The 21,568-nt window shown below is 51.9% G+C and carries 19 protein-coding genes and 1 pseudogene; 14 read left to right on the top strand and 6 right to left on the bottom strand.

Annotated elements, in window-relative coordinates:
• Positions 1–139: 139 nt before the first annotated feature.
• On the top strand, positions 140–1,642 hold the full coding sequence (pdxR, locus tag H8B09_RS09065; protein WP_191203186.1) for a MocR-like pyridoxine biosynthesis transcription factor PdxR: 1,503 nt from the start codon (positions 140–142) through the stop codon (positions 1,640–1,642).
• A gap of 232 nt (positions 1,643–1,874) precedes the next feature.
• Here the strand turns inward: pdxR and H8B09_RS09070 are convergent, their stop codons facing one another.
• Positions 1,875–3,374: a putative glycoside hydrolase gene (locus tag H8B09_RS09070; RefSeq protein WP_191203187.1), complete on the bottom strand. Its 1,500-nt coding sequence runs from the start codon at positions 3,372–3,374 to the stop codon at positions 1,875–1,877.
• A 259-nt stretch (positions 3,375–3,633) separates the two neighbouring features.
• Here H8B09_RS09070 and H8B09_RS09075 point away from each other — a divergent pair, with 259 nt between their 5' ends.
• Both H8B09_RS09075 and H8B09_RS31195 read left to right on the top strand, forming a co-directional pair.
• Positions 3,634–4,122 carry an NUDIX hydrolase gene (locus tag H8B09_RS09075; protein ID WP_191203188.1) on the top strand — a complete coding sequence of 163 codons (489 nt, stop codon included), beginning with the start codon at positions 3,634–3,636 and terminating at the stop codon, positions 4,120–4,122.
• 159 nt (positions 4,123–4,281) lie between these two features.
• Positions 4,282–4,464: pseudogene (locus H8B09_RS31195) on the top strand (histidine phosphatase family protein); the annotation flags it as partial.
• Between the two features lie 98 nt (positions 4,465–4,562).
• Here H8B09_RS31195 and H8B09_RS09085 read toward each other — a convergent pair.
• Complete coding sequence (locus tag H8B09_RS09085; protein ID WP_191203189.1) at positions 4,563–4,841, bottom strand: YxcD family protein; 279 nt, start codon at positions 4,839–4,841, stop codon at positions 4,563–4,565.
• Positions 4,842–4,849: 8 nt separating this feature from the next.
• Entirely contained in the window at positions 4,850–5,278 is a 429-nt protein-coding gene (locus H8B09_RS09090) for a hypothetical protein (RefSeq protein ID WP_191203190.1), read from the bottom strand.
• A gap of 124 nt (positions 5,279–5,402) precedes the next feature.
• Between H8B09_RS09090 and H8B09_RS09095 the strand changes: the two genes are divergently transcribed.
• Positions 5,403–5,936, top strand: coding sequence for a DUF309 domain-containing protein (locus H8B09_RS09095; RefSeq protein WP_191203191.1), 534 nt, complete (start codon positions 5,403–5,405; stop codon positions 5,934–5,936).
• A gap of 45 nt (positions 5,937–5,981) precedes the next feature.
• On the opposite strand, the gene H8B09_RS09100 is transcribed toward H8B09_RS09095, so the two are convergent.
• Both H8B09_RS09100 and H8B09_RS09105 read right to left on the bottom strand, forming a co-directional pair.
• Positions 5,982–6,560, bottom strand: coding sequence for a beta-class carbonic anhydrase (locus H8B09_RS09100; protein WP_191203192.1), 579 nt, complete (start codon positions 6,558–6,560; stop codon positions 5,982–5,984).
• Between the two features lie 12 nt (positions 6,561–6,572).
• Positions 6,573–6,893, bottom strand: coding sequence for an iron-sulfur cluster biosynthesis family protein (locus tag H8B09_RS09105; protein WP_191203193.1), 321 nt, complete (start codon positions 6,891–6,893; stop codon positions 6,573–6,575).
• Positions 6,894–7,058: 165 nt separating this feature from the next.
• Here H8B09_RS09105 and H8B09_RS09110 point away from each other — a divergent pair, with 165 nt between their 5' ends.
• Positions 7,059–8,576 carry a carboxypeptidase M32 gene (locus tag H8B09_RS09110; RefSeq protein WP_191203194.1) on the top strand — a complete coding sequence of 506 codons (1,518 nt, stop codon included), beginning with the start codon at positions 7,059–7,061 and terminating at the stop codon, positions 8,574–8,576.
• Positions 8,577–8,651: 75 nt separating this feature from the next.
• Here the strand turns inward: H8B09_RS09110 and H8B09_RS09115 are convergent, their stop codons facing one another.
• Positions 8,652–9,800 carry an ATP-binding protein gene (locus tag H8B09_RS09115; protein WP_191203195.1) on the bottom strand — a complete coding sequence of 383 codons (1,149 nt, stop codon included), beginning with the start codon at positions 9,798–9,800 and terminating at the stop codon, positions 8,652–8,654.
• A 306-nt stretch (positions 9,801–10,106) separates the two neighbouring features.
• Between H8B09_RS09115 and H8B09_RS09120 the strand changes: the two genes are divergently transcribed.
• The 9 genes from H8B09_RS09120 to mutS all read left to right on the top strand — a co-directional run bounded on the left by H8B09_RS09120 (position 10,107) and on the right by mutS (position 21,563).
• On the top strand, positions 10,107–11,123 hold the full coding sequence (locus tag H8B09_RS09120; protein ID WP_191203196.1) for an ABC transporter substrate-binding protein: 1,017 nt from the start codon (positions 10,107–10,109) through the stop codon (positions 11,121–11,123).
• 23 nt (positions 11,124–11,146) lie between these two features.
• Positions 11,147–11,980, top strand: coding sequence for an ABC transporter ATP-binding protein (locus H8B09_RS09125; RefSeq protein WP_191203197.1), 834 nt, complete (start codon positions 11,147–11,149; stop codon positions 11,978–11,980).
• Positions 11,964–12,809, top strand: a complete 846-nt coding sequence (locus tag H8B09_RS09130; protein WP_191203776.1) for an ABC transporter permease — start codon at positions 11,964–11,966, stop codon at positions 12,807–12,809. Before H8B09_RS09125 ends, H8B09_RS09130 begins: the two co-directional genes overlap by 17 nt.
• 29 nt (positions 12,810–12,838) lie before the next feature.
• On the top strand, positions 12,839–13,801 hold the full coding sequence (locus H8B09_RS09135; RefSeq protein WP_191203198.1) for an aromatic acid exporter family protein: 963 nt from the start codon (positions 12,839–12,841) through the stop codon (positions 13,799–13,801).
• Positions 13,802–14,023: 222 nt separating this feature from the next.
• The gene (locus tag H8B09_RS09140) at positions 14,024–15,151 is read left to right on the top strand and encodes an alpha/beta hydrolase-fold protein (protein WP_191203199.1); all 1,128 of its coding nucleotides are present in this window, start codon (positions 14,024–14,026) and stop codon (positions 15,149–15,151) included.
• A 31-nt stretch (positions 15,152–15,182) separates the two neighbouring features.
• On the top strand, positions 15,183–16,241 hold the full coding sequence (locus tag H8B09_RS09145; protein WP_224753422.1) for an alpha/beta hydrolase: 1,059 nt from the start codon (positions 15,183–15,185) through the stop codon (positions 16,239–16,241).
• 263 nt (positions 16,242–16,504) lie between these two features.
• On the top strand, positions 16,505–17,068 hold the full coding sequence (locus H8B09_RS09150; protein WP_191203201.1) for an outer spore coat protein CotE: 564 nt from the start codon (positions 16,505–16,507) through the stop codon (positions 17,066–17,068).
• A gap of 114 nt (positions 17,069–17,182) precedes the next feature.
• Positions 17,183–18,670 (top strand): putative amidoligase domain-containing protein, encoded by a 1,488-nt coding sequence (locus H8B09_RS30995; RefSeq protein ID WP_191203202.1) that lies wholly within the window; start codon positions 17,183–17,185, stop codon positions 18,668–18,670.
• Between the two features lie 127 nt (positions 18,671–18,797).
• A complete protein-coding gene (mutS, locus tag H8B09_RS09160) occupies positions 18,798–21,563 on the top strand; it encodes a DNA mismatch repair protein MutS (RefSeq protein ID WP_191203203.1) in 2,766 nt (921 codons plus the stop codon).
• Positions 21,564–21,568 lie beyond the last annotated feature (5 nt).

Below are 21,568 nucleotides of genomic sequence, written 5' to 3' on the forward strand. Positions count from 1 at the left end.
GAATAGCGTATACGATAACTGTCATTTGAGAAATGTACAGAACTAGTTATTTAAAAATGACAGATAGGATGAATTAGGTGCATAATGAGAGGTAGTGGTAATCGGAGGCGGAGATTGAAGTATATGAGGAGGGCTGAAGATGATGGATTTGACACCATCGATAGATGAGCATTCGGATGATCCGATTTATGTACAGCTGTACCGGTATATTCGGCGTGAAATGGCCGAGGAGAGAATAACCGCAGGCGTGAAGTTGCCATCGGTTCGGCAGCTTGCAGCGCGGCTAGGGATAAGCCGAACACCGGTGGCGCTGGCTTATGATCAGCTGCAGGCCGAAGGTTACGTGCGAAGCGTGCCAAGAAGCGGGTTATATACGGAGCATCTGCCATCTGGAGGAGTGGACACGCAGGGAATAGGTCGAGCTGTTCAGCCCGAACGTGAGCATGCAGAGCAAGGATCAAAATCGGAATTTGTACGAGCGGGTAAAGGCATAGATGCTGGTAAGAACCATCCTCAATTTGAAATTGATTTCGGATATGGAACAGTAGACTGGTCACGTTTTCCAGCAGCCTCATGGCGTAAACAGTTGAATCGGTGCTTGCAGCCTGACGACGGACGGTTGTTTCGTTATGGCGAGCTAGCAGGCGAGCCTGAGCTTCGTGAGCAGATTGCCTCTTATCTCCATCGAACCAGAGGGGTACGTTGTCATCCTGACTCCATCGTGATTGGAGCAGGTACCTATCAATCGCTTGATCTCGTGCTGCAGCTTATTGGGGAGACGGATAAATCACTGCGAATCGCTTCGGAAGAAGCCGTTAATGAAGGGGTGAAAAGGTTGTTTGCCAGACATCAGGCTGAAGTGACGCCATCTAAGCTGGAGAGTGACGGGATCAGCACAGAAAGACTAAATGACTATGCGGTTCAAGCCATCTACGTAACCCCTTCGCATCAGTTTCCTGTCGGGATGACGCTGTCTGCCCCTAAGCGGATGAAGCTGCTGCAATGGGCGTCGTCGTGCGGCGCTTTCATCATCGAGAACGACTACGATGGAGAATTTCGTTACACAGGACGGCCGATCCCTGCGTTGCAGGCGATGGACGACAATGGCCGCGTTGCGTATATTGGCACATTCTCTCGTGCGCTCACTCCGTCATTTCGACTGAGCTACGCCGTACTGCCCCCTGCACTGATGGAGCGCTTCCTGTTGGGCCATCACAGCTATGACCAGCTTGCATCCCCGCTTTTGCAGCAGGCGATGGGGTTGTTCATGGAGAGCGGCGGCTTCGGTTCGCATATGCGGGCGATGCGAGCGCTGTATCAGCGCAAGAGGGATGTACTGCTGCAAGCGCTTCGCGAAAGCTTCGATATCGGAGGGCGGGTGAAGCTGATCGGCGAGCACTCCGGGCTGCACCTGCTGCTATCTTTTGACCACGAGAAGTCTGGTGAAGGTTCGTGTTCGGAAGAGAAGCTAATTGATCAAGCTGCACAGGCGGGCATACGAGTCTATCCGGTATCCCATTATTGGTTCCGAGAAGAGGATGCGCCTCGCTCGACGGTCATGATTGGTTTCGGTGGTCTGACTGAGCAGGAAATTGCTGAGGGAATAAGGCGATTGAGTGATGTGTGGACTAACATTTATTGATTAGAAACGAAGTATTGTAAGATTCCAAAAGTGACAGGTATACATATTTTTCTGTTGACGAGCAGATGTGTGAAGTCTTCCCATTTCACAATAAGAGTCATTGAGACTTATAGTCTAGTTGTACAGCCTCATGGACTTACGGTTGCTATGATGCATCCGTTACATCAACGAAGCCCCAGACAACCTCAATAAAAAAGAACCGCGCAATCCACGCGGTTCTTCCCAACTAGCATTAAGGCGTATAATCCACACCTTCCGAATATCGGTTGTTCGCATTCCAAATGAGAAATTCATGAATGCCGGCATCCTTCAGCGCTTGGATCTGCGCGTCTACTTGGTCCTTGCCGTACTTAATGTAGCTGCCTTTGGCCAGCCAAGAGGCGGTAAAGTCTTGAATCCACGGTCTCGATATTGGCGGACTTGTAAGGGCAGAGAGCTTCTCTTGCTCACGTTTCGCATACTCTTGAACGAGTCGATATGGTTCGGTGTCAGGATGCTTGATGCCGAAGTAACCGTCGCTCCAGTGACTTGGGTAGATCATAGAGGAGATGACATCGACATTGGATGATATCCGGCTGAAGTTTTGGCCAATGCCCGGCGCTTCAGGAAGGGTGGCTGAATAACCGAAAATATCGACCGAAACTTTGACGCCATACGGCTTCAACTGCTCGCGCGCGAATTGAACGAAGTCCGTTACCGCATCCACCCTTAGTTGGGTGAATCTTGCTTTCTCGCTGAAGTCCGGCGCTTTCGGCTCTGTTTTCTTGAAGTCGCTAAGCGCCTTCTTCGCATCATCCATCGTTTTCTTGCTCTCATCGGTCTTAGCGCTGTCATAGTCAGCGGCAGCTTGATCATACGCGGCTTGCAGCGGCGTTAGACCTTCCTTGTACTTCGCAGTTGCTTCGGCATACTGTTTCTCCTGCTGGATGAATTTCGTAGGCTTCTTATCTTTGTATTCCCCCATTGAATATTGAAGAATTTTGTCTCGACTCTCGAATCCTTCCGGGAATCGGACGTAATCAAACTGGATTTCTTGGAAGCCCAGATTGGCAGCAAGGATCGCGGCATCAACGTTGTGCTGCCAGTTCTCCTTCAGGAACGGATTAATGAATCCGTCGCCGTTACCGTTACGCCACACTTTGCCATCCAGTACATAGGAGAGTTCAGGATGCTTCTTAGCCAAGACGCTGTCCTTGAATGCGACGATGCGGGCGATCGGATAAATATGATGTTCTTGAAGCGTCTTCATTAGCGCCTTAGGATCGCGAATATAAGGCTGTCCGAATTGTGCCAAGTCGCCCTCTGGCTTAAACGTAATGTAACCGTCGTCGTCTTTGATGTCGATAACCATCGCATTAAGCTCGGTGTCATCCAGCAGCTTAAGCAGCGTTTGCATTCGCTCGCCGCCAGCTGACCAACCAGTAACGTAGACACCTCGGACCGCGTCCGGATATTCGAATCCAGGAGGTACGGCTGGAGCAGTTGGCGTGTCTGGCGTTGTTGCAGGGTCTGTGGCTGGATCATCTGTTGCCGTATCGTCTTGTTTGCCAGGCGGGGTAGACGTTGTTGGTCCGGATGGATCAGCAGGCGGATTGTCCGTGTTGTTCTGGTCAGGCGTAGGTGTAGTTGCGGCTGGCGGATCCGTCGATTCGGTCGATGACTTGGACGAGCTGCAGGAGGCGGTAAACAACAGCATTGCGCTCAGCAAACCAAAGACGATTATTTTTTTCACAGCGGTGCTCTCCTTTATACAGGTGCTGGTGTGACAGGTTCACCTTAACTATATGCATGGCTGCCCAATACATGATATCCGTTCAATGGAACGTGAAGGGGGATCCGAACCTGATTGGAGAGAGGAAGAATGTATGGAATATTTGGAAACATTTCGGAATGGTCCGACGTTAGTATAGAAGGACCAATAAATAACGATTGGCATGTCTATGTCTCATTCAAGGATGAGGCAAGCTGATTCTATAACTGGAGGTTGTAAAATGTCGTTTCCGACACATATCGTTTCGGCAGGCGGAATTGTTGAGGATGGAAAAGGCAACGTTCTGTTGGTGAAAACACATAACGATGGTTGGGTATACCCTGGCGGAATAACGGAAGTAGGAGAAAATCTGATTGATGGCGTGATTCGCGAAATCAAAGAGGAAAGCGGAATCGATGCCACGGTCAGTCACTTGATCAATGTTGTTTCGAATACAGCAACACATAAATGGCATGACGGCGTAACGGACGTTCCTACGAAGGTCATGTTTGATTTCGCGTGCCTAGCTGTAGGCGGGGAGCTAACGACTTCTGATGAAACGAGCGAGTGCAGGTGGGTGCCGAAGGATAAAGTTCTTGAATGGATTACGTTACCTGCAATCCGCTTGCGTTATGAAGCTTATTTGAACTTTAACGGCTCTGTGAATTATCTAGAGTACGCCACTGCAACAACGACAGAATGTACGGCCAAGTTGCAACGTCGCGTTTAAGAGGTTGATTTGTTGAAACTATATGAATCATTTCAGATGCCATTAGAAAAGACGTTATTATTGATTCAAGACTTACGGAGCAGGACTACGGGAGATTCGAGGGCGTTGTAAGAGACAATGAGGATTTAAAGAAGTAAAAGACACTTTCCAAGTAAGTTTTCAGGGGGAGAGTCGATTCTAGCGGTAGCGCAAAGAATCTATAATCTTCTTGATGAAATGAAAGAAACATATAGAGATCACAGTGTATTAATCGTAACCCATGGCGGTGTCTGTAGATCAAACGAACAATTTTATCGCTTCCATCAAGGGAATTGCGAGATGAAAGAATATGATTGTCTATGAATGATGATTTGAGAATGAAGCAAAGCTTAGCAGCTATACGTTCAAATATCAGCATAAAAAAGCAGCACAGGAACATTCCCTATGCTGCTTCATCCATTCTATATGGCGATATCCGCCCAAAACTCTTCATCTGCGTCCAGCGTAATTTGCGATCGGAAGACGCGCATTTGGTACTGCTCCAGCATATACCGCTCAATTGCTTCCAGCAGATTTGCCTCGACGAGGTATTGACTGCGCCCCTCGACCCATACTTCAGCCGTAAAACCGTATTCCTCATCCCAAGACAGCTGCACCTCAACCTCGGTTGGTGCAATGCCCTTCCGGCGTCCGATGTGCAGACAGACGGCATTAATAATCTCGTCCGTGAATATACGCATCGCGATCCTTATCTCCTTCTGTTATAGGAATGGCGTCGATCTCGGAAGTAACGAATGGCGAAACGAACAAGCGCGATAAGAGCGACGATCGCCATAATGTTCATGAGCAAGCCGATCAGGTTGCCAAGGAAGCCCATATTCGAGAATAGTCCGCCGAACAACAGTCCCGCGATACCGCCAATCATAAGACCCTTCATAAAGCTGCCGCCGCTGAAAAAGCCGCGATTCGCTGTCGTCGTTTTGCCGGCCGTACCGGTTGTCGTACCTGATTTCGTGCCGGGATTCGTCTGACTTACATTGTTGTCTGTCTTCGGCGTTTGCGTGTAGCTCTTCTTAGGCGATTTGATCGAGCCGCGCGGCTTGGCGTCTGCCGTCTGATTCACGAGCACGAACAACAAAGTGAAAGCCATGAATACTGCAACAAACTTCTTAAACAAAACAATCTCCTCCTGTAGTTAGCCACTTAAGGCTCTCGTTGCGATATTGTCCTAATACGGCTACAATGTACGTTGGTTTCATTTTTTGCGCAATTTACATAAAGAGGAGGGGATGGTCAAGCACATGACAGCATCTTATCCGCTATCATATATATCCTATTTGTCCGAATTTCATGCAACCCGCGACTATTTCGAATGCCATGAATTGTTGGAGGAGTACTGGAAAGCGCATCAAGGCGAGCCGCTAACGAATACGTGGCACGGACTCATCCAAGTGGCAGTTGGATTGTACCATCACCGTAGAGGGAACACAGCGGGTGCGGTCAAAATGTGGTCGTCGGCGCTCGTTCGTCTCACTGACGAAACGCTTGCGCAGCTTGGACTGGATGGAGAAGCGCTGCTGCGCGAATTAGCGGGGCGCCGCGATGCGTTAGCTCAGAACAGCAGCTTTCCTTATAGCGATATGGAGCTGCCCATTGTTGATCCGCTGCTGCGGGAAGCCTGCCTGACGCAGTGCGATGAACGAGGATGGCGATGGGGAACGCCAAGCTCGGAGATTGATGCTGCGGTTATTCAGCGTCATCTGACCCGGGACCGCAGCGAAGTGATTGCGGCCCGTCAGCAAGCTGCCCTAAATAAACAAAAGGAACGTTCCTAAGCCAAAGGGCTGGGAACGTTCCTTTTTACATTAAACCATTAAGTATTAAGCGTTTGCTGCTGCGATCTCGTAGCCTTCCGTAACAAGGTCAAGTTTGCCTGTCTCCGGATGGATGATCAGGCCGTGAACAGGCGTACCCGGCGGAAGCAGCGGGTGGTTGCGGATAATGTTAACGCTGTTCTCGACGGACGAGTGCACGTTTTCGAAGCCGCGCAGCCAGCGCATCAGGTCGAGGCCAGAGTGTTTGAGCGTATTAATCGTATTGTCCGATACGCCGCGATCGACCATTTTGCCGACCGTCGATTCAGGGTTGATGCCTGTCATGCCGCAGTCGTGGTGGCCGACGACCATTACTTCGCTTGCGCCAAGCTCATAGAGTGCGACGAGAACGGAACGCATAATGTTGCCGAAAGGCTGCGTAATGATGGCGCCCGCGTTTTTGATCGTTTTGACGTCGCCGTTATGAATGTTCAACGCTTTGGGCAGCAGCTCCGTCAGGCGCGTATCCATGCAAGTGACGACGACCAATTTCTTGTTCGGGAATTTGCTCGTCATGTAAGGCTCGTACTGTTTCTCTTCTACGAATTTCTCGTTGTACGCAATAATCTCATGAAGTTGTGTCATTGTCATTACCTCCTATAATTGCACGAAGCTTAAGTGGTTTGTATAGATCTGACTGTCGCTCGTCAAGCTGTATGCGTAACGGCTCTCGTCATAATGAATGCGCATCTTCGGCTCGAAGAATACTTCGAACCTCGGCTCGTACCAGAATGCGAACGGATCACCTTCTGCAAGCGCGTCTCCATCCAAGCCGTTCTCCACAACTTGAAGCTGTGGAACACCGCTGACCACGCAGCCGCAGCCTTCAGTGTCATAATGAAGCTTCAGCTGGTGTTTGCCATCGGCGAGGTAAGGGGCGAGTGCCGCTTGTGCCGAAGGGGTAAACGTGATGTGCATGCGTTTCTCCTCCCACCAATTTAGAATGAACCTCCTGAGCCGTTCAAGCGACGGCGACAACCGGTTCAATCTTGTTTCTTTTTATTATGGCATTAAAGTTGATTATAAGTTGTTCAAAAAGTATGATCAAGTAGAATGGATGATCAAGGAAAGGTGGAATGTTCGATGACGACCGCTTACGAGCAAACGCTGCAGACGTTCAAAGACAAAATCAAGGAGATCAAAAGCTACGATGAGGCGCTTGCTGTCCTGTATTGGGACATGCGTACGGGTGCCCCGCGCAAAGGACTCAATACGCGTTCGGAAGCGATTGGCGTATTGTCTGGCGAAAGCTTCAAGCTTGCGACTTCGAAGGAGCTCGGCGAACTGCTTACGCGCCTGGAGGAGAAGGATGCAAGCGAACAGCTTAGTGATCTTGATCGACGACTAGTTACAGAGACGCGCAAGGATTATGACCGAAGCGTGAAGATTCCGCCGAAGCTGTATCAGGAATATGTCGTTCTGACTTCGCAATCGGAGTCGGCATGGGAAGAAGCGAAGGAAAAGGGCAACTACGAGGAATTCGAACCTTATCTAGATAAAATCATAACATACACGAATCAATTCATCGATCTGTGGAGCGTAAAAACAACCCGTTACGATACGCTGCTGGATCAATATGAGCCAGGTATGACCGTTGCGGAGCTCGACCGTGTCTTCGGCGGCCTGCGCGATAAGCTGGTGCCGCTTGCTTCAGCGATTGCAGCATCTCCGCATCAGCCGAATACGGCATTCCTCCGTCAGCAATATGCGAAGGAAGCACAGAAGTCGTTCAGTCTGTTCATTCTCGAGCAGATGGGCTTTGACTTCCAGGCCGGTCGCTTGGATGAGAGCGTCCACCCATTCGCTACGGGTCTTAATACGGGAGATGTTCGCATCACGACGCGTTATTTGACGGATGACGTGACGAGTGCGCTGTTCGGTACGATTCATGAAGGCGGTCACGCGCTGTATGAGCAGAACCTGATGGAGGAGCTAACGGGCACGACGCTTGCTACGGGCACTTCGATGGGCATTCATGAGTCGCAATCCCGCTTCTGGGAAAATGTAATCGGCCGCAGCCGTCCGTTCTGGGAACGCTACTATGGCGATCTGCGCAGCCGATTCCCTGGCCAATTCGATCAAGTGCCAGTTGAAGATTTCTACCGGGCGACGAACGTTGTTCAACCTTCGCTCATTCGGATCGAGGCTGATGAGCTGACGTACAACTTGCACATTATTATCCGCTATGAGATCGAGAAGCTGATCTTCAATGAAGGCGTGAAGGCGAAGGATTTGCCTGCGATCTGGAATGAGAAGTATCGTGAGTACCTCGGCGTTGAGCCAAGCAATAATAGCGAAGGCGTACTGCAGGACGTCCACTGGTCGGGCGGTGCATTCGGCTACTTCCCTTCGTATTCGCTCGGCAATATGTACGCAGCGCAAATCGCTGATACACTGGAGCGGGAGCTTCCGAACTTCTGGCAGCTTGTCGGCGAGGGCAACCTCATTCCGATCAAGCAATGGCTGACGGAACGGGTATACAAATGGGGCAAAGCGCGTACGCCATCCGAGATTATCGTCGGCACGACAGGCAAGCCGCTTGATCCGTCGCATCTAGTGACGTATTTGGAACGGAAATATAAAGATATTTACAAACTATAGGAATTAGATAACGGCACCATGCAGATCGCGCATGGTGCCGTTTTTCTGTGCGTGGATATATGGTCAGTCGCTCAATTAATGGTTCGCAATAACTTGAATTGCTAACGTCGGATTCTCTTCTAGCAGCTCAGCGATATATTGCGAAATGATCGCAGGATCGAATGAAGAGCGGAACAGATCTAAAGCTGGACGGAAGGTGAGACTTGTTCCGGTTTCTACTGTCGTACCGATCGTCAACAGTTCGGTCTGAGGAATGCCGTAGCGATAGTCCTGTCGATAAACGCGGTTGTCCCAGCGAATCTCGAGCGCTAGCGTCTCGGAGAATGCATTAACGCTTGGGATATCGATGCCTTCCACTGCTCCGGGAGCGATATGTGAAGCGCTTGGACGAAGCCGGACTGCACTCATATCGGTCATGACCGTCTGCGCGATCGATCTGCCGGTCGATTCAAGTTCGCGAATCGGAATCCCGCGACCATTATCAGACACCGTTACGCTGCCGTCTCGGTGGAGGAAGATATCGATTCTTGAACAATAACCAGCCTTATGCTCCAGAACCGCATTAGCAATGACAGCATACAACAGATGATGGGGGTCATAGTTGTCATCTGCCTTATTGAACAGCTGCGAGGCTTGCGAGCGCAGCTCGGTCATCGCCAGATAGTCGCTCGTATCCAGTAAATCAGATGACGCTGCGAGCAGTAGCAGCAATGGAAGCTTACGATGCGCAGGGACGAAATAGGCGCCTCCGCGTTCATCTTGACGAAGAAGATCTGCTCCCGTTAATGCCTTGGTGTGATGGTAGAGTTGGCCTGTCGTACCCATCTGGAGCAGCTCAACGAGCTCGGGTCCGGTCATTGGCTTGGCTAGTACAGCTTTCATAATGTCAAGACGCTGCTTATGACCAAGCGCCCCAATGATCTTAGCCGATTTGTCTGAATCGAGATCGAGCAGTTGACCAATGCTGCGGCGCTGCGGCGTCCATACGGTGGTTCCTTCGGTGGATGCGTAGCGGCCGGCATAGTGAAGTTCGCTGTCTTGGCTGTCATGGGGTTGCAATTGAGAATGGGATAAATGCGCTTTCGTACGTATGTCAAGGCTTGGTTTGTTTGTTGAAACGGGATTGCTGCGTGAATCGTGCAGGTTTAATACGAGTTGTTTGAGCTCGCGAAACTCAATTTGCAACTGGTCTAGCTCCTGCTCGAAATTACGTGTTTGACTCATGCTGGGACACCTCTTTTATTTAATTTCGTAATTACGTATATAGATAATAACAAGGATTTTGATGTTTGTAAATAAAAGGTAGAACAACCATTTGGATTTTTCTGGTTTCAAAGAAAAGGGGGAGGGGGAATTCGCTCTCGTGTATTTATGGCGCTCTCACCGTGCGTTTTGTTTCTCAACATCAATGATTCTGAACGATTTAAGTTTTGAATGCCATTGTGATGCTTCCTCGCGGATGCACCTCCGCATCTGCCCATGCATAGGTTGGAGTACATAAATTGCAACGAAATGGCGGAGGGATTAGGGATGAAGGTGAAATTTCGGAGGAGCTGGCTGTCTACAGCGCTTGCCGTCGTGATGGCAGTGTCGCTGCTTGCAGCGTGCGGCAAGTCGGATAGCAAGCTGACGAAGGTGACGATCGGCGAAGTAACGCGATCGTTGTTCTATGCACCGGAGTACGTGGCGATCGCTAACGGTTATTTTAAAGATGAAGGCATCGATATTGACCTGACGACGACGCCTGGCGGCGACAAAACGATGACGGCGCTGCTGTCCGGCACAATTGATGTCGCGCTCGTTGGTTCAGAAACATCGATCTATGTGTATCAGCAAGGATCGGATGACCCTGTTATTAACTTCGCACAGCTGACACAGACAGACGGTACGTTTCTTGTAGCACGCAAGCCGATCGACAACTTCGACTGGCAGTCGCTCAAAGGTGTAGATTTCCTTGGCCAAAGGAAAGGCGGCATGCCGCAGATGGCCGGCGAATTCACGCTGAAGAAACATGGCATCGACCCGCAGAAAGATTTGAAGTTGATTCAGAACATCGACTTCGCTAACATTCCGGCAGCCTTCTTATCGGGTACAGGCGAGTATGTACAGCTATTTGAACCGCAAGCGTCCATTATTGAGCAGCAAGGCAAGGGCCACGTTGTCGCTTCATTCGGCGTTGAGAGTGGACATCTGCCATATACGGTGTTCATGACGAAGTCGAGCTACATCAATAAGCATAAAGATGTTGTGCAAAAGTTTACGAACGCTATTCATCGTGCGCAGCTGTGGGTAGCTTCGCATTCCGCTGAGGAAATCGCTGACGTCGTGCTTCCTTACTTCGAGAATACGGACCGCGCCATTGCGATCAGCTCGATTGATCGTTACAAACAGCAAGGTTCTTATGCGACTGATCCAATCGTCGATGAGGCAGAATGGAACAACTTGCTTGATATTATGACTTCCGCAGGCGAACTGAAAGATCGCGCGGCTTACGATAAACTCGTGACGACGACGTTCGCCAATGAAGCGATCAAGTCGGTTAAATAGGAATCAATGAGGGGGCGATGGGGATGCCGGATCATGGCAAGCTACGTCTTCACAACGTCACGCATGTATATGTGAACGATGGCGGCGCATCGCTAGCTGTCGATTCGCTTAATCTGACCGTAAGTCAGGGCGAATTCGTCAGCCTTGTTGGTCCGAGCGGCTGCGGCAAGACGACCGTGCTGCATCTGATTGCAGGGCTGCTGCGACCGACGCGAGGGGAAGTGACAATAGGGGGCGCTCCTGTGACGGAGCCTTCTGCTTCCGTCGGTTACATGCTGCAGCAGGATTATTTGTTCCCTTGGCGCACCATTCAAGATAACGCGACGATCGGGCTTGCGATTAATGGCAAGCTGACGCCTGCTTCGAAGAGTCGGGTACGCATGCTGCTGCAGGAACTAGAGTTGAGCGGGACTGAATTGCGCTATCCGCATGAACTATCCGGCGGTATGCGTCAGCGCGTTGCGCTTGCCCGTACGCTCGCTACTGAACCGGATGTGATGCTGCTCGATGAGCCATTCTCGGCGCTCGATATGCACATCAAGCTGCAGCTAGAGGATTTGGTATGGGATACGATACGACGCCGCGGCCAGACGGCAGTGTTGGTTACGCATGACTTGGCAGAGGCGGCAGCAATGAGTGACCGCATTATTGTACTCGGACGCAATCCGGGACGAATCCGACTTGCGCTCGAAGTTCCGGAGGAGCTTCGACGTACGGCTCCGATGGAAGCGCGGCGCCATCCCTCTTTTCAACCTTTGTTCGAGCGGCTCTGGGAAGAGATGGACATAGAGGATGTTGCGGCATCAGTTGTTGATGCTCGGACGGAAAGGAACGGTCAGCATGACGAGAAAGTCTAATATTGTGTCACAAGAGACGAATTCGGAATGGCTGGCAGGGTTGTATACGTCGCATAAAACTCGGTCTAGGCAGCGGACGATTGCTGTGATGCTCGTCAGAGCAGTTATCCTTATCCTGTTCATCGGTCTGTGGGAAGCGGCAGGACGCAACAAATGGATTGATCCGTTATTGTTCAGCTTCCCTTCCCGAATCGGCAATTTACTGCTCGATATGATACGAGACGGCTCGATCTGGTCTCATGTCGGCATGACCGTTGGAGAGACTGTCTTAGGTTTTGTGCTTGGTACATTGGTTGGCACGCTTATCGCCGCGCTGCTCTGGTGGTTTCCTTTTGTCTCGCGCGTGCTCGATCCGTACTTGGTTGTACTGAATAGTATGCCGAAAGTTGCGCTAGGCCCAATCTTCATCGTGGCGCTAGGCCCTGGATTTACGTCGATCGTAGTAACGACGTTGTCCGTCACCGTCATTATTACGACGCTTAACATATACAACCAGTTTCGAGAGGTGGAGGAGGGGCTGGTGAAGGTCGTCCGCTTATTCGGCGCTTCACGCCTGCAGACGTTCCGATACGTCATCATTCCCGCTTCCTTCCCTGTCATCATCTCTACGCTCAAAGTGAACGTCGGCCTATCTTGGGTAGGTGTAATGGTTGGCGAATTTCTTGTTGCGAAGCTTGGCCTCGGTTACCTCATTATCTATGGCTTCCAAGTGTTTAACTTCACGCTTGTGCTCGCAAGTCTTGTGATCATTGCGATCGTCGCTACGGTGATGTATCAACTGGTTACCATTCTGGAGCGCAGGTTGACGGGCGGCAGGCGGGAACGGTAGGATAGGAGGAAAATAGAGGGTGATGAGCGATGGGTATTCGTGTCATAAAGACAGCGCTAGCCGCTTTGGCTGCGATTTATACAGCTGCATACTTGGAGCTGAGCCCGCCTCTATCGGCGGGCATTCTTGCGATCCTGGGCGTTGAAGTTACCCGCATGCGCGGTGTACGTATGCCCTTTGTTCGTTTTATCGCATCCGTATTGGGCCTATTCTTAGCTTCTATTCTATTCGTAACACTCGGCTTTCATATATGGGTAGTCGCCATCTTCATTATGCTGACGTTTCCTATTCTGTCGCGGTTTCATCTGAAAGAAGGCATCGTTACGTCATCCGTCATTGTCTTTCATGTATTCGGCGCAGAGGAAGTGACGACGTCTCTCATCGGAAACGAGATTATGCTGCTGTTGACCGGCCTTGGCTGGGCGACAGTCATTAATCTCATCTATATGCCCACCGAGGAGAAAAGGCTGTTGCAATTGCGCGCTGATACGGAGCAGGCATTTGCAGGCATTTTCACCCATATGGCGATGACGCTTCGTAACCCTGCCCACTTATGGGACGGGCATGAGCTGCTCGATGTTCATCATGCGATTGAGCTTGGAGCAGCCCGCGCGGCGGTAGGGCGGGAGAACCGGTTCGGACGAGGCGAGGCGTATTGGGAAGTTTATTATCGGATGCGGAAGGAGCAGCTGGATTCGATTCAGCATATGCTTGTCCTGCTTGCTTTCGTTTATGAGTCGGTGCCGCAAGGCGAGAAGATTGCAGAGGTGCTTGAAGGGCTCGTAGACGATGTGAAGAGCGATGTATACGTCGGTGAAGCCGAACGGCGATTGACGCGGTTAAGAGAAGATTTTCGTGCAATGGATCTGCCTAAGACAAGGCAAGAGTTTGAGGTTCGCGCCTCGCTGCTGGAGCTGTGCCGGGAGCTGGATCGTTTCTTAATAACAGCGAAGCAGATGAAGAAGAAGCGGGCTCAAGTATTGCCGTCATAACTTTGGCTGAAGAATGATGCTGCTTGTCTGGCATTGTTGCAGCAGTCGAATGGATCGAACCATGTACCTTAGGGTGCATGGTTTTTTGGTGTTGAAAACCATTTATCATAAGGTTGTAGCTGGAATTAGGTGGTATATAGTTGAATTATGGCATTACACCTTTTTGTGTTGTGTATGGATTGAAACCATTTATTCGAATGTCGATAGGAGGTAGTTTCGTTGATGAATCAGGCACTTTATTCCCACGCCTTGTTTTTTGACCCGCTGGATCGAAAGGTTGAATGGTCTAGGATCGACCGTCATTTGAATCGCATCCCTTATGCGAAGGAGGAGAAAGGAGCTCAGGCGCTCGAGAACGGCGGCATCCGGTTCCACTTCTATGCTCCTTCGGCTAATGCAGTGAAGGTAGCCGGTTTGATGGGCCGGGAATATGAAATGCATCGAAGAGAGGATGGGTATTGGACGGTTGACGTTGACGATATTCCGCCAGGCTTCCATTACCATCATTACGTCGTGGATGGCGTCTCTACTACGAACCCGTTAACCGCTTACGGCTATGGAGGCTTTCAGCCAGTCAACTTCCTGGAGGTGCCCGATCCGTCGTTCGACGCTTATTTGCTGCGACAGGTTCCTCATGGATCGATTCGCATGGAGCACTACGAGTCGAAGATAACAGGCAGAACACGCTGCTGCTGGGTATATACACCGCCAGGCTATGATTCGAATGTACACCGGCATTATCCCGTGCTTTATCTGCAGCATGGCGGAGGCGAGAACGAAACCGGCTGGATCTGGCAGGGGAAAATCAACTATTTGATCGATAACCTGCTCGCGGAGGGCAAGTGCAAAGAAATGATCGTTGTAATGAATAGTGGTTATGCATTCAAAGAAGATGAGACGAGCGATTTCTTGCCGGGCGATTTTGACAGCGTTCTCACACAGGATTGCATTCCGTTTATCGAGCAGCAATTTCGCGTGTTGACTGACCGTGAATCACGGGCAATGGCAGGGCTATCGATGGGAGCGTTCCAGACGCTGCACACTGCTTTCAAACACTTAGAGTTGTTTGCTTGGATAGGAATGTTCAGCGGCAGCATGGAACACAAGGGTCACGGCTTGTTCGACCATCGAGAACGTTTCGTCGATGTCGAGGCTTTCAACGCGCAGGTGAAGCTGCTGTTCCTTGCGATGGGAGAGCAGGAGGGCGGCTATGAGCCGATTGTTAAGCAATATGAAGAGCTTCAAGCTTTAGGCGTTGCTTGCACGTTGTACACATGCCCGGGTTATCATGATTGGACGGTATGGCGCAAGAGCGCATATGAATGGCTGCAGCGCTTGTTCCAAGCATAAGCGGTTAGATGGAATAGGTGAGGACATGCATTTGAAGAGACTATACGGAGCGGCTGCAGTCGCAATCATCATCATTATAGGAGTGATCGTCGTGACGAAATGGAATGGAATTTCGGAAGGATTGCAGGAACAGGAGTCTTCCCGATCTGAACAGGAGGTCAATTCACAGGCGAATGCTTCTTCGGCTAAGGCTGAACTAGATGGCAGTAATGCCGCAGATACGAATTCTGCTGAAGCTGTCGACGAAAGCGTTGAAACTTCTGCCCATGCAAGCGAATCGAAAGAGCCGCAAGGCGCGGTCGAGGACGCTGCATCTCCTATCATCGAGCTTCCGCCTGCCGGCTTCGATCAGCAGCGGAAAGATATTGCGCATGGGTCGATCGAAACGGTGGAGTATGATTCGAAGACGGTCGGCAATAAGCGGAAGATGCTCGTGTACACACCTCCTGGATATAACGAGAATGTGAAATATAATGTCCTCTATTTGCTGCATGGCATTGGAGGAGACGAGGAGGAGTGGCATCGCAACGGACACCCGGAGGTCATTCTTGACAATCTGATCGCAGATGGCAAGCTGAAACCGATGATCGTCGTGCTGCCGAACGGGCGGGCGATGCCTAACGATCGAGCGGAAGGGGATATTTTCGCTGCGGATAAAGTGAAGGCATTCGAAGTGTTCGAAGATGATCTGATCATGGACCTTATTCCATTCATTGAATCGCATTATTCGGTCGAGACGGAGCGAGAGAACCGTGCGCTCGCAGGTCTCTCGATGGGCGGAGGACAGTCGCTTAACATCGGATTAGCCAATTTGGATAAATTCGCGTGGATCGGAGCGTTCTCCGCTGCACCGAACACGAAGTCGCCGGAGCAGCTTGTGCCTGACGCCGAATATGCATCCAAGCAGCTAAAGCTTCTGTGGCTGCTGTGCGGCGATCATGATAACCTGCTGAATGTCAGCCGACGGACGGAAGCTTATTTGAAGGAAAAGAATGTTCCGCATACCTGGTTCGAATATGCTGACGGATGGCACGATTGGCCGGTGTGGAAGACGGGCTTGTACTATTTTTCCCAATTGATCTTCCAATAGAAGATTCCTTGCGAGCCTCGTTTAGCTGCACATAGGATGAGATTGCCGCGCATATAGATGATACCAGAAGGACGGTTCTCAACAGACTAGGCGTAGTGTTCGCGGATGGCAGCGAATACGGTGGCTAATCTTACGAATGTAGAAGTCTCGCGAGGCGCAGGTGCCGTGAAATTAAATGGGTGAAGTCCCGCTCGTTTAATCAACAAAAGCCTATGTCCTGCATACACTTTAAGTGAATGATTGTATGGAGGAGGTTATAATCGATGGCACTTGCAGATAAACAGCTTCAATACAGAGAGATTATTACGAAAGCTGTCTGCGGCAAAGGTCGTAAGTTTTCCACCGTATCCCATACCGTGACTCCGCCTCATAACCCCACGAGCATTCTAGGCGCGTGGATTATCAACCACCAATATGAAGCGGTTCGATCGGGCGACGGTATCGAGGTCATTGGTACTTACGATATTAACATCTGGTATTCTTACAGCAAAAACTCGCAAACCGAGGTTGCGAAAGAGACGGTCTCCTATGTGGAGAACATCCCGCTTTCTTATGTAGACCCGAAGCATCGTTCAACGACAGAGGAAGTGTCGGCAGATGCAACTCAGGAGCCGAACTGCATCGAGGCGAACATTTCGTCGAGCGGCTCGGGCGTAATCATTCGGGTTGAGCGTGAATTTGCTGTAGAAATGATTGCCGAGACGAAAGTTACGGTTGCCTGCATCCCAGGCGGCATCGAAGATTACGGTAAAGATCTGGAGTATTCGCTCGGCGATGACGGCGACTTCGAAGATCTGGATCCGGATCTGCTCGATGATGAAGTGTAAGCTGTCTTCAGGGGACAGTTTACATTAGGATATGCGCCGGATGCGGCGAATACGAGGGCGCCAGCCCTCTTTTTGTTTTTTTGGGCAGAAGTTGGGATAGAGGGGGCGAGGATCGTGTCGGCAGAGGAGCTGCAGCAGTCGTGCGTGCGGGTATGGGACGACCGACGGGGTCCCTCGGATCCCCTGCGAATGAATGCCTATGATGCACTGATTGTGGTGAGCGGAGCGCCTCGTATGAATAACAGCGTGAAGCCTGATAGCGCTGGGTTGTCCGCAGCTGCATGGATGCTGCTCGCCCCTGGCGCTTCTCAAGCTTTGACGGATCAGGCGGAGGTTGTCCGCCGCTGGTCGCGAGCAGGGCTGCTTCGGCATGCGCCAACTGGCGAGCGGAAGGCGCTGGATCCAGACCGGCTGATCCAAGAAGCGCTGCGCGATGGTTGGCGTGTTTATGCTGTCTCGGTATTCCATCTCGAGGTCATAGCGGTGGAACGCTGCTGGTCACAGGGGAACGGAATGAAGGCTGTAGTAGATACGGCCCTGACGTCTACTGATCGGTTGCTAAGCGATGTTGAATTGGTTAAACAGATGGGAGCGGATCCGGCGCTTCGTCGAGTTGCTCGAGCAGCTGTTCGAGCGCTGTATTCGCTTGGACTTGATCTTGGGATTGCGATTGTTGCAATTGATGGCGATGGGAGAACAGCTGCGTTAGATGTGAGGCAAGTACCTCCGTTCTGCGAAGCTGATGGTTCCATCTGGGCAAATGCGGTAGGACGGTTTCAGTCGATGTATGCAACCACGTTGGCTGCAGCGCCAGGACAGCCCTATAAGCACATTCTGATTGGCGCAGATCCAGAATTCGTATTGGTTAAACCTAATGGCCGGATCGCGTCCGCGGATCGGTTCTTTGGCGTTGGCGGCGGCGCTGGGGCCGATGCGCTGCTAATCGGCCAGCGGCTTACGTATCCGATCGGCGAGCTTCGCCCGGATCCTGCTGTTACGCCAGATGAGCTTGCTGCGAATGTACGACGCCAGCTCATTCGTGCCGACGCGAAGGTAGATGACGATTCGCTTCGATGGGCTGCGGGAGCAATGCCGATTGGAGGAATAGCGCTCGGCGGGCATATCCATCTAAGCGGCGTTCCGCTTACGAGCCGTCTGCTTCGGCAGTTGGATCGGTATGTGGCGCTGCCTATTGCGATGATCGAGTCCGACAGCGGACGGCGGCCGCGATATGGCATGCTGGGCGACTATCGGCAGCAGTCGCACGGCGGCTTCGAATATCGCACGCTGCCAAGCTGGCTCGTCTCGCCAGCCGCTGCGAAGGCAGCTTTTGCCCTCACGCTCCTGTGCGCGCACGACTCATGGTCGCTGCGCGTGCCTCCGCTACTGCCCGAGCGGGTGGAGGAAGCCTTCTATCGAGGCGACCGCCGGGTACTGGTTCAGCAGCTTGACGGCATCGCCGCCGAGCTGGCAGTGGCGCCGTCCTTTTCGGCGTACGCTCGCTGGATCGAGCCGCTGTTTGCAGCGGTGCGCCAAGGCACTGTATGGGATGCCGCTGCCGACTTCCGTCGCAAATGGCGCGTAGGGCCTTACGCGACATGAGAGAGGTAGGTGTACCTTATACTCAAATAACCTTCCCCACCAAGCGAAGCTCTTCCGTTTCGTATTAGGTTTCGTGCTATAATGAAGGATAGTGTTCACATCCAACTACTCGTACGGAGGGGCATTCATGACACCTACTTATACCCCCATGATGATGCAATATCTCGCCATTAAGGAGCAGGCGAAAGATGCTTTCCTGCTGTTCCGACTTGGCGATTTCTATGAAATGTTCTTCGAAGACGCGATTCTCGCATCCCGCGAGCTCGAAATAACGCTGACCGGCCGAGAAGCCGGCGGTCCGCAGCGCGTGCCGATGTGCGGCGTTCCTTACCATTCTGCAGAGAATTACATAGCCCGTCTGATCGAAAAAGGCTACAAGGTCGCCATCTGCGAGCAAGTCGAGGACCCATCCGCAGCCAAAGGCGTCGTGCGCCGCGAGATCGTTCGCGTCGTCACGCCTGGTACGGTGATGGAGTCCAAATCGCTCGCCGACAAAGCGAACAATTTCATCGTCGGCGCAGCCTCCGTCGATGGCCGGATCGGCTTCGCTGCCTGCGATCTCTCAACGGGCGAGCTGTATGTTACTTCGTTCGCCGCGGCAGGAGGACTTGAAGCGCTGCTCGATGAAATCAACGTTTATCATCCCGCCGAGATTGTTGGCGATGAAGCGTTACTGGAGCGACTCAAACCTTATCAAGCAACATGGGCACGCCCTGTTGTGCTTACGCCGAGAGAGCCGATGCCGCAGGCTGGCGTCGAAGAGCAGTTCGGCGAGCAATCGCTGCAAGGACTATCTGAAGAGCGGCTGCGTACAATCGCTACGTTGACCGGCTATCTTGCTGACACGCAGAAGCGATCATTCGGCCACGTTCGGACCATTCGTCCGTACGAGCCGAATCAGTACATGATTCTGGATCCATTCACGCGCCGCAATCTGGAGTTGACCGAGACGGTGCGCGATCGGAACAAGAAGGGCTCGCTGCTCTGGCTGCTTGACCGGACGATGACGTCTATGGGCGCTCGTCTGCTTCGCCGCTGGGTGGACAAGCCGCTGCTTAACGTCGCTGCGATTGAAGAGCGTTTATCTGCTGTTGCAGCTCTTCATCGTGATCTCATCATTCGCGACGACATGCGACGCGAGTTATCGGAAATCTACGACCTGGAACGGCTAGTTGGCCGCGTTGCCTTCGGAAGCGCGAATGGCCGCGATCTGAATGCGCTCAAATCTTCCCTTCGACGCGTACCTGCGCTTGCTGGCCTATGCGCGAATTCAGGTGATTCAACCCTTCAATCGCTGTTTGCGGATATCGACGACTGCGCGGACTTGGCCAATACGATCGAAACGGTTGTTGTTGATGATCCGCCAGTTTCGGTTCGCGAAGGCGGACTCATACGGGCGGGCTACGACGAATATTTAGATCGACTGCGCGAAGCGAGCACGGACGGCAAACGATGGCTTGCTGAGCTGGAACGGTCCGAGCGCGAAGCGACAGGCATCAAATCATTAAAGATCGGCTACAACAAAGTGTTTGGCTACTACTTGGAAATCTCCAAAGCGAATCTCGCGGGCTTGCCGGAGGGTCGTTATGAGCGGAAGCAGACGCTGGCCAATGCCGAACGTTTCGTAACGCCAGAGCTGAAGGAGAAGGAGCGCCTTATCCTGGAAGCCGAAGAGAAGATGGTCGACCTCGAATACGAACGGTTTGCCGAGCTGCGCGAGCATCTGTCAGGACACCTTCATCGTCTGCAAAAGCTTGCCGAGCGCATTGCTGCGCTCGACGCGTTCCAATCGCTTGCTACCGTAAGTGCCGAGCGCCGGTTCGTACGTCCAACCGTCACGGATGGCTATGATCTCATCGTTGAGGACGGCCGGCATCCCGTCGTTGAGGCGCTGATGGATGGCATTCCGTTCATTACGAACGGAACGAAGCTCGCGAAGGACAGCCAATCGATGCTGCTCATCACCGGCCCGAACATGGCTGGTAAGAGTACGTACATGCGTCAAGTTGCTTTGCTTTGCGTCATGGCGCAGATTGGCTGCTTCGTACCGGCGAAGCTGGCTGTGCTGCCGCTCGTCGATCGGATTTTCACACGAATCGGGGCAGCGGACGATCTGGCGGGCGGTCAGAGTACCTTCATGGTTGAAATGAAGGACATTCAGATCATGACCGATAAGGCGACAGAGCGAAGTCTCGTGATTATCGATGAGTTGGGCCGAGGCACTTCGACGAATGAAGGCATGGCAATCGCGCAAGCGGTTATCGAATATGTGCATGACAAGATCGGCTGTAAGGCACTTGTCTCTACGCACTTCCATGAGTTGGCACACCTCGAGGATTCACTTCCGCTGCTTTCGAACGCATGCATGGCTGTGCGTGAGGATGGAGACGACGTCACCTTCCTGCGTAAGCTTGTCCCAGGTGCAGCTAGCTCGAGCTACGGTATTTACTGCGCGCAGTTGGCAGGTCTTCCAGAGACAATCATTGGCCGTGCCTACGCGTTGCTGGACGAAGAGGACGCGCCAGTTGTTAAGAGGCCATTGCCCCTCACGACGTCAATTGTGGATCGCGTTGCAGAGGATCAACAACCGGGCTATACAGATGTGCAGCTATCGCAGAATGCAGTCGCAGCCTCTCATGTATACGAGGTTGAAGAGGCGAGCAAGCCGCAATCAAGTGAAGTTATACAGCTGTCCATATTCGGTGAAGAGTCGGCAGCTGCTGCTGCGGCTGCAGAACATGCCGGACTTAACGTACAGGAGCAATCCAAGAAGAAGCTGTCTCCGAAGGCGGAGCTTGTAGCCGACAAGCTTAAGAAACTGGATGTACTCAATCTTACGCCGATGCAGGCGCTGCAATGGCTGAATGAGATGAAGATGAAACTGACGGACTAATCGAT

Origin of the sequence: Paenibacillus terricola, from assembly GCF_014779765.1 — a bacterium.
In the GTDB taxonomy this organism is placed as follows: domain Bacteria; phylum Bacillota; class Bacilli; order Paenibacillales; family Paenibacillaceae; genus Paenibacillus_T; species Paenibacillus_T terricola.